The sequence below is a fragment of the Arthrobacter sp. NPDC080082 genome, assembly GCF_040686595.1.
Taxonomy (GTDB): domain Bacteria; phylum Actinomycetota; class Actinomycetes; order Actinomycetales; family Micrococcaceae; genus Arthrobacter.
Genome location: NZ_JBFBKQ010000001.1, coordinates 291,635 through 303,766 on the forward strand (window position 1 = coordinate 291,635; position 12,132 = coordinate 303,766).

14 protein-coding genes are annotated in these 12,132 nt (G+C 67.5%); 5 read left to right on the top strand and 9 right to left on the bottom strand.

Going from position 1 to position 12,132, the window contains the following annotated elements:
• Positions 1-16 precede the first annotated feature (16 nt).
• Complete coding sequence (locus tag AB0O44_RS01290; protein WP_364133325.1) at positions 17-466, top strand: Hpt domain-containing protein; 450 nt, start codon at positions 17-19, stop codon at positions 464-466.
• Here the strand turns inward: AB0O44_RS01290 and AB0O44_RS01295 are convergent.
• Positions 463-1,206: a response regulator transcription factor gene (locus tag AB0O44_RS01295; RefSeq protein WP_290255908.1), complete on the bottom strand. Its 744-nt coding sequence runs from the start codon at positions 1,204-1,206 to the stop codon at positions 463-465. The two genes, AB0O44_RS01290 and AB0O44_RS01295, sit on opposite strands and share 4 nt — an antisense overlap.
• A gap of 232 nt (positions 1,207-1,438) precedes the next feature.
• Between AB0O44_RS01295 and AB0O44_RS01300 the strand changes: the two genes are divergently transcribed.
• Positions 1,439-3,121: an ATP-binding protein gene (locus AB0O44_RS01300; RefSeq protein ID WP_364133328.1), complete on the top strand. Its 1,683-nt coding sequence runs from the start codon at positions 1,439-1,441 to the stop codon at positions 3,119-3,121.
• A 44-nt stretch (positions 3,122-3,165) separates the two neighbouring features.
• Here AB0O44_RS01300 and AB0O44_RS01305 read toward each other — a convergent pair whose 3' ends face one another.
• The 8 genes from AB0O44_RS01305 to AB0O44_RS01340 form a co-directional block, all read right to left on the bottom strand.
• Positions 3,166-4,056, bottom strand: a complete 891-nt coding sequence (locus AB0O44_RS01305) for a tRNA pseudouridine synthase A (RefSeq protein WP_364133331.1) — start codon at positions 4,054-4,056, stop codon at positions 3,166-3,168.
• A gap of 32 nt (positions 4,057-4,088) precedes the next feature.
• A complete protein-coding gene (rplQ, locus tag AB0O44_RS01310; RefSeq protein ID WP_290255911.1) occupies positions 4,089-4,643 on the bottom strand; it encodes a 50S ribosomal protein L17 in 555 nt (184 codons plus the stop codon).
• A gap of 75 nt (positions 4,644-4,718) precedes the next feature.
• Positions 4,719-5,729, bottom strand: a complete 1,011-nt coding sequence (locus tag AB0O44_RS01315) for a DNA-directed RNA polymerase subunit alpha (RefSeq protein ID WP_290255912.1) — start codon at positions 5,727-5,729, stop codon at positions 4,719-4,721.
• A gap of 125 nt (positions 5,730-5,854) precedes the next feature.
• Positions 5,855-6,256, bottom strand: coding sequence for a 30S ribosomal protein S11 (gene rpsK / locus AB0O44_RS01320; protein ID WP_066436904.1), 402 nt, complete (start codon positions 6,254-6,256; stop codon positions 5,855-5,857).
• Between the two features lie 101 nt (positions 6,257-6,357).
• Positions 6,358-6,735: a 30S ribosomal protein S13 gene (rpsM, locus tag AB0O44_RS01325; RefSeq protein WP_011775569.1), complete on the bottom strand. Its 378-nt coding sequence runs from the start codon at positions 6,733-6,735 to the stop codon at positions 6,358-6,360.
• A gap of 184 nt (positions 6,736-6,919) precedes the next feature.
• On the bottom strand, positions 6,920-7,033 hold the full coding sequence (gene rpmJ, locus AB0O44_RS01330; RefSeq protein WP_009358722.1) for a 50S ribosomal protein L36: 114 nt from the start codon (positions 7,031-7,033) through the stop codon (positions 6,920-6,922).
• A gap of 68 nt (positions 7,034-7,101) precedes the next feature.
• Complete coding sequence (infA, locus tag AB0O44_RS01335; protein ID WP_009358723.1) at positions 7,102-7,323, bottom strand: translation initiation factor IF-1; 222 nt, start codon at positions 7,321-7,323, stop codon at positions 7,102-7,104.
• Between the two features lie 181 nt (positions 7,324-7,504).
• A complete protein-coding gene (locus tag AB0O44_RS01340) occupies positions 7,505-8,527 on the bottom strand; it encodes a P1 family peptidase (protein ID WP_364133334.1) in 1,023 nt (340 codons plus the stop codon).
• A 246-nt stretch (positions 8,528-8,773) separates the two neighbouring features.
• Here AB0O44_RS01340 and AB0O44_RS01345 point away from each other — a divergent pair, with 246 nt between their 5' ends.
• The 3 genes from AB0O44_RS01345 (at position 8,774) to AB0O44_RS01355 (ending at position 12,085) form a co-directional block, all read left to right on the top strand.
• Positions 8,774-9,724, top strand: coding sequence for a sugar ABC transporter permease (locus AB0O44_RS01345; protein ID WP_364133336.1), 951 nt, complete (start codon positions 8,774-8,776; stop codon positions 9,722-9,724).
• A complete protein-coding gene (locus AB0O44_RS01350) occupies positions 9,721-10,653 on the top strand; it encodes a carbohydrate ABC transporter permease (protein ID WP_290255916.1) in 933 nt (310 codons plus the stop codon). Before AB0O44_RS01345 ends, AB0O44_RS01350 begins: the two co-directional genes overlap by 4 nt.
• 85 nt (positions 10,654-10,738) lie before the next feature.
• Positions 10,739-12,085: an ABC transporter substrate-binding protein gene (locus tag AB0O44_RS01355; RefSeq protein WP_364133340.1), complete on the top strand. Its 1,347-nt coding sequence runs from the start codon at positions 10,739-10,741 to the stop codon at positions 12,083-12,085.
• Positions 12,086-12,132 lie beyond the last annotated feature (47 nt).

Sequence of the window (12,132 nt, forward strand, 5' to 3'; positions counted from 1 at the left end):
CGGGTACCGTAGTGCCATGTCTCTTTCAGCTGCCATCCCCGAAAACCCGGCGTCGGGGGCCGCGACCACTGCCGTCACGTCCGACGACGGCGCGCGGCCGGGGCCCGCGGCGGCACCCCTGATGGACCCGGGAGCCCTCCAGGACTTGGGCGAACAGCTCAACAGTGCGACGGTCGCGCGAGGCTTTGCCCGCGACTACGCCCTGATGTGGGAGCAGCGCTACGCCTCCCTGGCTGATTCTCTGACGCGCCGGGACGCGACGGCTGCCCTCGACGCCGTGCTGAGCGTGAAGACCTCGTCCTCGATGGTCGGCGGCCTGCGCCTGGCCGCCCTGGCCACGGAGCTGGAAGGCCTGGTCAGGGAAGGCCTGTTGGCGGAGGCCGAGGGCAGGCTCGGCGAGGTCGCGTCCCGGGGCCGGGAAACCGTCCAGGAACTGCAGTTCAGCTACATCCTGATGGAGTGCTAGGGCTGCGCAGGCGCGAGCCGGTAGCCCACACCCCGGACGGTCTGCAGCCAGCGGGGCTGCACGGCGTCCTCGCCCAGTTTCCGGCGCAGGTTGCCGATGTGGACCTCGACGGCGCGCTCGTCGGAATCGCTGATGTACGCGTCGGCCCGGTAGTACTCCCCCCGTACCACGCGGACCAGGTCCGTCTTGGACCGGACCGCGCCGGCGCCCTTGAGGAGCGCATGCAGCAGGTCGAATTCGCTGCGGGTCAGGGAGAGCGGCTCGCCGTCGACCGTCACGGAGCGCATGTCCGGGTTCAGCGACAGCCCGTTGTGGCGCAGCACGTTGTCCGGCGCCGGTGCAGGCGCCGCCACGGCTCCGCCGTTGTCCCGGCGTGGGCGGCGCATCATGGCCGCCACGCGGGCGCGGAGTTCGCGCGGCCGGAAGGGCTTGGTGAGGAAATCGTCCGCACCCGTGTGGAGTGCGGTCAGGGTGTCGAGTTCGTCGGTGCGGGCCGTGAGCATGACGACGTATGCGTCGCTGAACTGGCGGATGCGGCGCAGGACCTCAAAGCCGTCAATGTCCGGCAGTCCCACGTCCAGGGTGACCACCTGGGCATCCTCGCGGCGGACGACGTCGACGCCTTCGCGGCCCTCGGATGCGGAATGCACCTCGAAGCCCGCCTGCCGCAGCACGGCCTCGACGAGGTTCCGCACATCGGCGTCGTCTTCTACGACCACGGCCACGCCCAGGTCTGTCATGCCACCCTCACATCCGCTGCAGTTCCGCTTCCACCGCCGCCACCGGCCCGGGGTACCTCCGTCAGGCGGGGCGCCGCCGCGCCAAAGACCCGCAGCACGTCCTGCCACCATACCCAGCCGGGGACCGAATCCCGGGCTCCGGCACATTTTTGTTCAGCAATCTTCGTATGTTTTATGTCAATTTATTTTGACACAACTGTAAACTCAAGCTTCGTGAGAGGAGCGTTGGTCTTTGGGTGAGTGGCGGCTGGTTCATGACGTGCGGGTGCCCCGCCGCCCGACCATCCTGCACACCCGGCTCCGCGTCCTAACCTCTCAGCTTCCCCTCACTCTGCTGCTGACCGCCGGCCTCGCTGCGGCACCCTCGGCGTGGGACCTGCACCTCTACAGCGGCTGGGGCCAGGCCGCCGTCGCCGCCCACGCCGCGCTCTTCCTTGCCTGCCTGGTGGTCCCTTGGGAGCGCCTCCCGCCCCTGGCAACCCTGTGGATTCCGGTGCTTGATCTCGCCGCCATCGGACTGAGCCGGGTCGCCGCGGCCGAGGAGTTGCCGGGCCTCGGGGTGTTGTCCGTCCTGCCTGTGGTCTGGCTCGCCTCTTCCCGGCTCTCCCCCGCCATCACCGCCGCCCTGAGCTTCTTCGGCCCGCTGCTGGCCGGCCTCCCGTGGTTCTTCGACGCCGGCCCCGACGACAGCCCCGGCCGGATCGCCACCGTCGCCCTGCTGTCCCTGACCACCCTGGCCGTGGCGGTGGCCATGGAATTCGTCAAGGGCCAGCTTGCCCGCCAGCAGCGCCGTGTGGACTCGAAGGAAGCACAGCTGCAGGCGCTGCTGGCCGAGAGCCGGGAGCGGGAGCGGCTGTTGAACACCATCCTGGACACGGTGGACGTGGGGATCGTGGCCGTCGACGCCGAGGGGCGGCGGCTGCTCACCAACAGCTGGCAGAGCCGGCTCGAGGCGGGCGCCGCGCCGCAGGGGGCCAGCACCGCCGTGCACCGCGGCTGGGAGGACCACCTGCTGCTGACCGGGGCGGACCAGCGGACCCCGCTCCAGCCCGAACGGCGGCCCATCCGGCGTGCCATGGCAGGGGAATCCTTTGCCGACCACCTGGTCTGCTTCGGCGGTGCCCCCGCCGGCCGGGTGGTCTCCACTGGCGCCCGGCCGCTACGCGACGACGATGGCGGCTTCGGCGGCGCCGTCGTGGTCTACAACGAGGTCACGGGGCTGGTGAATGCCCTGGCCGCCAAGGACGACGTCGTCGCCACCGTCTCGCACGAATTCCGGACGCCCCTGACCTCCATCATCGGCAACCTGGACCTTGTCCTCGGCGAGGAGCTGCCGCCGTCCGTGCTGCGCCGCATTGAGGTGGCCCAGCGCAACGCCGAGCGGCTGCTGGCCCTGGTCTCCGACCTGCTGGTTACCGCCAGCGCCGCCGTCCAGCTGCAGCCCCGCCGCACCGACCTCGCCGGGCTGGTGGAGGCCAGCATCGGCTCCGCCCAGGCCCACGCGCAAGCGGCCCGGGTGTCCCTGTCGATGGAGGCCCGGGAGCCGTTGTGGGCGAACGTCGATCCGCTGCGCATCAGCCAGGCCCTCGACAACCTGGTCTCCAACGCCATCAAGTACTCGCCCGACGGCGGATCCGTGACGGTCTCCGGCTGCGCCGCGGAGGGCCGCGTGGTCCTCCAGGTCCGGGATACCGGGATCGGGATGACCGCCGCCGACGCCGACAGGGTGTTCACCCGCTTCTTCCGCAGCCCGGCGGTGCGCGACGGTGCCATCCCCGGGGCCGGGCTGGGACTGTCCATCACCAAGGCGATCGTGGAGGGACACGGCGGGTCCATCACCTGCCGCACCCGCCCGGGCCACGGCAGCACCTTCACCGTCGAATTGCCGGCGGACGGGCCGCCGCGCTCCTTCTAGCCGCGGCCTGCCAACCGAAGATCGGGAGCCGCCGGGGAAAGGCGCTACTCGCGCCGGGCGCGGGTCAGCTCCGCCCGGGCCAACAGCCCTTCCGCCGAGGGGTAGGCCACCTCTTCCAGGATGAGCGGGTGCGGCGGGGCCAGGACGGAGCGTGCGTCCCGCTGCCGGGCCAGCAGCCGTTCGTAGAGCCAGCCCGGGGGCTGCTCGGCGGCGCCGACGAACAGAGCCGAACCGATGAGGGCCCGGACCTGGTTGTGGCAGAAGGCATCCGCCTGGATGGTCGCGACGATGACGCCGTCGGCCCCGCGGGTGAACTCGAAGCGCTGCAGCTCGCGGATAGTGGTGGCGCCCTCCCGCGGCTTGCAGTAGGAACGGAAGTCCTGCAGCCCCAGCAGCGGCGCGGCGCCCTCGTTCAACAGGTCGGTGTCCAGGGCCGTCTTGTGCCAGAGCGTGGCGTGCCGGGTGACAGGGTCCCACCGCGGTGTGCCGTCGGCGATCCGGTAGCTGTAGCGGCGCCAGAGCGCGCTGAAGCGGGCGTCAAAGCCTTCCGGCGCCAGCGCCGCGCGGTGTACCTCGACGGCCCCGGCGAGGTCCCCCATGCCCCGGCGGAGGGCGCCGCGGAGCCGGCGCAGCAACGCCGCGGCCGGATCCAGCCCGGCGCCGCGCGGGAGCCCGGCCCATTCGGCGGCAGCCATGTCGAAGTGCACCACCTGGCCGCGCGCGTGCACGCCGGCGTCGGTCCGTCCAGCCACGGTGACCCGGACCGGACGGCGCAGCAACAGGGCCAGGGCCTCCTCCAGGACGCCCTGGACGGTGCGCAGGCCGGGCTGGAGCGCCCAGCCGCTGAACGGCGCCCCGTCGTAGGAGAGGTCCAGCCGGATACGCAAAAACCCGCCGTCCCCGGTAAGGGGGACAGCGGGTTCGTGCTCGTTCATAGACCTAAGTCTATAAGAAGGCGGTCAGCGAATTACTTCGCTTCCTTCTCGGTCTCGGCGGGAGCTTCCTCGGCGGCCGGAGCCTCTTCGGTTGCTGCTGCCTCGGCCTCGGGGGCCTCTTCGGTCTCAGCGGCTTCGGTCTCGGCAACCGGAGCAGCCTCGTCCTTCTTGTCGGCGTCGCGCTTGGCGGCGGTGGTGGCCTCGGCAACCACGGCCTGCTTGGCGGAAACCGGCTCCAGGACCAGCTCGATGACAGCCATGGGGGCGTTGTCGCCCTTACGGTTGCCGATCTTGGTGATGCGGGTGTAGCCGCCGTCGCGGTTCTCCATCGCCTGCGCGATGTCGGTGAACAGCTCGTGGACGACGCCCTTGTTGCTGATCAGGCCCAGCACGCGACGGCGGGAAGCCAGGTCGCCGCGCTTGGCGAAGGTCACCAGACGCTCGGCGTACGGCTTCAGGCGCTTGGCCTTGGTCACCGTGGTGGTGATGCGCTTGTGCTCGAACAGTGCGGCAGAGAGGTTCGCGAGCATGAGGCGCTCGTGAGCCGGGCCGCCTCCGAGGCGCGGACCCTTAGTGGGGGTAGGCATAACTATTTCTCCTCATATGGAAGCCTGCGGACCGTGCACGCTGCGGTGCGTCCGGCCCGCCGGCCAAGATCTGTTTTAGAGCTCGTCGTCGCTGAACGCGGCGTCGTCCTCTTCGATGGCTGCGGCACGGGCTGCAAGGTCGAAACCGGGAGGGGAGTCCTTGAGGGACAGACCCAGCTCAACAAGCTTTGCCTTGACCTCGTCGATGGACTTCGCACCGAAGTTACGGATGTCCATCAGGTCAGCCTCGGAGCGGGCAACGAGTTCACCCACGGTGTGGATGCCCTCACGCTTGAGGCAGTTGTAGGAACGGACGGTGAGGTCCAGATCCTCGATCGGCAGTGCCATGTCCGCTGCCAGGGCAGCGTCCGTCGGCGACGGGCCGATCTCGATACCTTCAGCTGCGGTGTTCAGCTCGCGGGCCAGACCGAACAGTTCCACCAGGGTGGTACCGGCCGAGGCAACGGCATCGCGCGGGGCGATGGCCGGCTTGGTCTCGACGTCGACAATCAGCTTGTCGAAGTCGGTGCGCTGCTCGACACGGGTAGCTTCCACGCGGAAGGTCACCTTCAGCACCGGCGAATAGATCGAGTCGACCGGGATGCGGCCGATCTCGGAGTCGCCGGACTTGTTCTGAGCTGCCGACACGTAGCCGCGGCCGCGCTCGATGGTCAGTTCGAGTTCGAACTTGCCCTTCGAGTTCAGCGTGGCGATGTGCAGATCCGGGTTGTGGAATTCGACGCCGGCCGGCGGAGCGATGTCCGCGGCGGTGACGACTCCCGGGCCCTGCTTGCGCAGGTAAGCGACAACCGGCTCATCGTGCTCGGAGGAAACCGACAGGTTCTTGATGTTCAGGATGATCTCGGTGACATCTTCCTTGACACCCGGAACCGTGGTGAACTCGTGCAGCACGCCATCGATCCGGATGCTCGTGACAGAGGCACCGGGGATGGAGGAGAGCAGGGTACGGCGGAGGGAGTTACCGAGGGTGTAGCCGAAGCCCGGTTCCAGCGGTTCGATGATGAAGCGGGAACGGTTTTCGGAGACGACCTCTTCGGAGAGGGTGGGGCGCTGTGCAATGAGCACTTAGGTTTCCTTTCGGCGAGCATCCGCTATATGACGCAACACAGGTGGTGGAAAGATCGGTCTAATGGCTTAACGCCGCGGCGCTTGCCCGGACCGGCGACGGTCCGGGCAAGCACGGCAAAGCACTAGACGCGGCGGCGCTTCGGCGGGCGGCAGCCGTTGTGGGCGCTGGGGGTGACGTCCTGGATGGAGCCAACCTCGAGGCCAGCAGCCTGCAGCGAACGGATGGCGGTCTCGCGTCCCGAGCCCGGTCCCTTGACGAAAACGTCAACCTTGCGCATGCCATGCTCTTGGGCGCGCTTGGCAGCGGCCTCGGCGGCCATCTGAGCGGCGAACGGAGTGGACTTACGCGAGCCCTTGAACCCAACCTCACCGGACGAGGCCCAGGAGATGACAGCACCGGACGGGTCCGTGATGGACACGATGGTGTTGTTGAACGTGCTCTTGATGTGCGCCTGGCCCAGCGCGATATTCTTCTTGTCCTTCTTACGCGGCTTGCGAACCGCGCCACGAGTCTTCGGGGGCATTATTTCTCCTACAGAAAGTTATTTGGGGGAAGCGAACGCTGTCGGCCCACAAATGCCTGGTTCCCTGCAATCGCGAAGCGATCTCAGGGGGCACATGGGTTTTAGCGTCCGGCCTTCTTCTTGCCGGCGACGGTGCGCTTCGGGCCCTTGCGGGTACGAGCGTTGGTCTTCGTACGCTGACCGCGTACGGGCAGGCCCTTGCGGTGACGCAGGCCTTCGTAGCTGCCGATCTCGACCTTGCGGCGGATGTCGGCGGCTACCTCGCGGCGAAGGTCACCCTCAACCTTGTAGTTGCCTTCGATGTAGTCACGCAGCTGAACCAGTTCGGCGTCGGTCAGGTCCTTGACCCGAACGTCGGCGCTGATGCCGGTGGCAGCCAGGGTTTCGTGTGCACGGGTCTTGCCCACGCCGTAGATGTAAGTAAGCGCAATTTCCAGCCGCTTTTCGCGGGGAATGTCTACGCCAGCGAGACGAGCCATAGTGGCGGTACTCCTTGAATAAACCGGAGGTCGTAGGCAGTACACCCGCACGGTGTGTGCGGCCCCAGCCTCCGACCGGGGGTTAGCTGTCCGGACTCGTTGGTGCTCAATGTCCCAGATCAGCTTGTGCTGCCCTTTATTTACTTGCGTGGGTTAGCAACCCGGGGTTCTCCGAAGGGGAGAATTAGCCCTGGCGCTGCTTGTGGCGCGGGTTCTCGCAGATCACCATGACCCGGCCATTACGGCGGATCACTTTGCACTTTTCGCAGATCTGCTTGACGCTCGGCTTGACCTTCATGGCGTTCCTTTGCGTGTTGCAGTGGTCAGCTGGCCCGGACCCTGGCTGATGCCACGGCCGTCCAGTGGTTATTTGTAGCGGTAGACGATACGACCACGTGTCAGGTCGTAAGGGCTCAGTTCCACCACTACGCGGTCCTCGGGGAGGATCCGAATGTAGTGCTGTCGCATCTTTCCAGAGATGTGTGCCAGAACGATGTGCTTGTTGGTGAGCTCAACGCGAAACATCGCGTTGGGCAGCGCCTCGGTCACAACGCCCTCGATCTCAATGACCCCGTCCTTCTTGGCCATACCCTCCGCTAACTGTTGTTGCCGCGGCACCCCGGTTTGCACCGGATGCGGCCGCGAACGTTTGTGATTTCTTGCTTGCCTCCCGGCTACCGCTCCCCAAAAGGGCACAGCAGGGCAGACAACCAACAGTCAACATTACGGCATCGAAGGCCGAATGTTAAATCCAGTCATGCTAGCGCACTCAGCGACGGTATGCACGAAACCGGCCCGCCGGGGTGGTCTCGTCGACCGCGGCGTCGACCCCGTCCAGGATCGCCAGGCGCACGGCGTCCGCCGCCGCGCTCTGCAGCGTGATCAGGCTCAGCTGCCGCGCCGCGTCGGTGTCGCGGTCCAGCGCGAGGGCGCCCGTGGCGAGGCAGAAGACCGTGTCCCCGTCGGCCAGGGTATGGCTCGGGTTCAGCGCCCGTGCCAGGCCGGCATGCGCCGCCGAGGCCGTGCGCTTGCACTCGGCCTTGTCCAGGATGGCGTTCGTGGCGACGACGACGAGGGTCGTGTTGAGGGGCGGCAGCTGCGGCGCTTGCGCGCCCTCCGGGCCGTGGCTGGCTTCCGCCGGCACGGGCGCAACCCTCTGCGTGCTCGCTCCTTCGTCGCTTAGACGCACGCTGCCGGGTTCCACCCGCGTCGGCGATGTGCCAAAAGGTAACCCCAGCGCGTTTACTACGGCTATGGCCCCTACGACGACGCCGTTGTCCAGGGTGATGGAGGCTGTGCCAACTCCCCCTTTGTAGGATCCCCGGCCGATCAGGGCTCCGGTGCCGGCGCCGACGTTGCCGCGTTCGACGTCGTGCCCTTCCGGACGGGCGGCGGCGTCCGCGGTAGCCGCGTAGCCCATGGCCGCGTCCGGGCGGGCGCCGAAGTCGCCGCCCCGGCCCAGGTCGAAGATCGCCGCGGCGGGCACGATCGGAACCACCCCGCCGGGGACGGCTAATCCCCTCCCCTGCTCCTCGCACCACCGCTGCGCACCGTGAGCGGCGGCAAGGCCGAACGCGCTGCCGCCGGTGAGGACGACGGCGTCGACCGTGGCCGTCAGGGTGGTGGGGTCCAAGGCGTCGGTCTCGTGGGTGCCGGGTCCGCCGCCGCGGACGTCGACCGAGCCGGTGGTCCCGGTTGGCGGCAGCACCACCGTCACCCCGCTCAGCCAGCCCCCGCCGCGGCGGCCCGCATGGCCCACCTTGATCCCCGGTACATCCGTGATCCCCGTCATGGCTCCATTGTGCGCCGGGCCGGGCGGAATTGGTGCCCGGTTTGCCAATCCGAGCATCCCTGACCACAGGCGAACGGTGTGGAATACTGCAACCAACAGAAGGTAAACGGGCAAGGAAGCCTGGCATAACAAAGCTCTGACGGGGCCTTGTGCGGGGTTCCACCCATCAAGTGTGTGATGAAGTGTATGTTGATCCCCCGCCCGAACGCCTGCCAGTGGCAGGCCTGGATCCGTTAGAGACGCACCATGACAAGACAATTGACTGACAGGCCTGCGGCTACCGCCGCGGCCGTCGCACCGGCCCGGCGCAGGGGACGCTGGTCCGCCAGGACCCGCCGGGACTTCTTCGTATTTCTCGCGCTGGCACTGCCCAACCTGGCCCTGATCGCGGTGTTCACCTATCTGCCGCTGATCAACAACATCTACTACTCGACGCTGGACTGGACGCTTGGCTCCGCCTCGGCGACCGTCGTCGGCTTCGACAACTACATCAACTTCTTCACCAGCGCCGATGCACCCAACGTGCTCGGCACCACGGCGGTCTTCACGGTCGTCACCGTCGGCGGCTCGATGATCCTGGGGCTGCTGGTGGCCCTGGCCCTGAACGCCAAGGTCCGCGGCACCACCTTCGCCCGCTCCGCCGTCTTCGCCCCCTACGTCCTTAGCGGCGTCGGCGTCGGCCTGGTCTGGCTGTTCATCTTCGACCCGGGCTACGGCGTGCTCTCCTGGCTGCTGCGCGGCATCGGCCAGCAGAGCCCCCAGTGGATTAACGACCCGCAGCTCTCGCTGGTCATGGTCATCATCGTCTACATCTGGAAGAACCTCGGCTACTGCGCCGTGGTGTACCTCGCCGGGCTGCAGTCGCTGCCCAAGGACGTCATGGAGGCAGCGTCCCTCGACGGCGCCAACGGTTTCCGCCGCTTCGTCAGCATGTCCGTGCCGCTGCTCTCCCCGACCACCTTCTTCCTCCTGATCACCACGCTGCTCAGCTCCCTGCAGGCGTTCGACCTGATCCGGATCATGACCCCGCTGGGCAACGGCACCTCCACGCTGATCTACGAGGCCTACCTGCAGGCCTTCGGCGCCTACAACCGGGCCGGCTACTCCGCGTCCATCTCCGTGATCCTCTTCGCGATCCTGCTCATCATCACCGTGCTGCAGGTGCGGTTCGTCGAACGTAAGGTGCACTACTCATGAGCACGCTCTCCCCCGTCAGTCCCGATCCGGCGGCCGGGGCCGCCCCCGCGGCAGGCGCGAACCAGGACCTGCCGCCGCAACGGAACCGCCCGTTCTCCCGCGCCAACCTGGTCCAGACGATCGTCGGCGGCTACGTGCCGCTGATCCTCGCCACCCTGGTCGTCGTCGTCCCGCTGCTGTGGATGATGCTCAGCTCGCTCAAGACTCCCGGCGAGATCGTCACCACAGACCTGAAAATCCTGCCGCAGAGCTTCAACCTGGAGAACTACAAGGTGGCCATGACCACCGTGCCGTTCGGCCAGTTCTTCATCAACAGCCTGATCGTCACCACGGTCGGTTCCACGGTGAAGGTCATCCTGGCCATCCTCACCGCCTACGCCCTGGTGTTTGTCCGGTTCCCGTTCAAGAACGTCATCTTCATCGTGATCCTCGTGGCCCTGATGGTGCCGCCGCAGGTGTCCATCCTGCCGAACTACATCCTGATCGCCGGAATTGGCGGGAAGAACACCCTCTGGGGCATCATCCTCCCCGGCCTGGGCACCGCGTTCGGCACGTTCCTGCTGCGCCAGCACTTCCTGACCCTCCCCGGGTCCATCCTCGAGGCCGCGGAGATCGACGGCGCCGGCCACTGGCGCCGCCTCTGGCAGGTCGTCGCCCCGGTGTCCCTGCCCTCGATCGCCACCGTCGCGCTCGTCACCGTCGTCAGCGAGTGGAACGACTACATCTGGCCGCTGATCATCACCGATCGGCCCGAGACCATGACCCTGCCGGTGGGCCTGACCCTGTTGCAGAACTCTGAGGGCAACGGCGCGGGCTGGGGCATCCTGATGGCCGGCGCCATGCTGGTGATCGTCCCCATCCTGCTCGTCTTCGCGGCGCTGCAGCGGTACATCGTCGCCGGCCTCACCCAGGGCAGCGTCACCGGGTAGCCGGCCCGGCCCGCCCTACGGCCCCACCCGATTTCCCCGTTCCACCACGCTTCAATCGAGTCAACCTTTCCCGAGAGGAACCATCATGGCCCCCAAACTCGACCGCCGTAACTTCCTTGGCCTCGCCGGCGCCAGCGCCGGTGCCGCGGCCCTGGCCGCCTGCGGCGGACCGTCCACCAGCGGCGGAGGCGCCACCACCGGCGCATCCGACATCGACTTCACCGGTGTGAAGCCGGCCGGCTCCTTCGACTTCTGGACCAGCCACCCGGGCAAGTCCCAGGACGTCGAGAAGGCCATCATCGACAAGTTCCAGGCCAAGTACCCGGACATCAAGGTCAACCTCATCACCGCCGGTGCCAACTACGAGGAGATCGCCCAGAAGTTTCAGACCTCCCAGGCGGCCAAGTCCGCCCTGCCCGGCCTGGTGGTCCTCTCCGACGTCTGGTGGTTCCGTTACTACACCAACGGCAACATCATCCCGCTCGACGGCCTGATCAAGCAGCTGGACTTCAAGATGGACGACTTCCAGAAGTCGCTGGTCGATGACTACAAGTACAACGACAAGCAGTGGGCCCTCCCCTACGGCCGGTCCACCCCGCTGTTCTACTACAACAAGGACCACTTCAAGGCCGCGGGCCTGCCGGACCGGGCACCGAAAACCTGGCAGGAATTCGGCGAGTGGGCCCCGAAGCTGAAGGCCGCCTCCGGCGCCAGCTACTCCTACATGTACCCGGCACTGGCCGGCTACGCCGGCTGGACGCTGCAGAACAACCTCTGGGGCTGGGGCGGCAGCTGGTCCAACGGCTGGGACCTCAACTGCGACTCCTCCGAGTCCGTGGCGGCCCTGCAGTGGGCCCAGGACTCCGTCTACAAGGACAAGTGGGCCGGCGTCTCGTCCAAGAACGCCGCCGACGACTTCGCCGCCGGCATCGCCTCCGCCACGATCTCCTCCACCGGTGACCTGCTGGGCGTCCTGCAGTCCGCCAAGTTCAACGTGGGCGTCGGCTTCCTGCCGGGCGGCCCGAAGAAGGACACCGGCGTCTGCCCCACCGGCGGCGCCGGCCTGGGCATCCCTAGCGGTGTCAGCAAGGAAGTCCAGATGGCCGCCGCGACGTTCCTGAAGTTCATGACGGAGCCGGAGAGCACGGCGGCCTTCTCCGCCGCCACCGGCTACATGCCGATCCGCAAGTCCGCGGACATGACCGCGGTGCTCGCCAAGACCCCGCAGATCAAGACCGCCATGGACCAGCTCGCCGTGACCCACGTCCAGGACAACGCCCGCGTGTTCCTGCCCGGCGCGGACCAGGAAATGGCCAAGGCCGCTGCCAAGATCCTGACCCAGCAGGGCGACGTCAAGGCCACCATGACGGACCTGAAGACCACCCTCGACGGGATCTACACCAAGGACGTCAAGCCGAAGCTGAAGAGCTAGCGCCAGACGGCGACACGCAAAAGCCCTGGTGCTGCGGGAAATCCCGC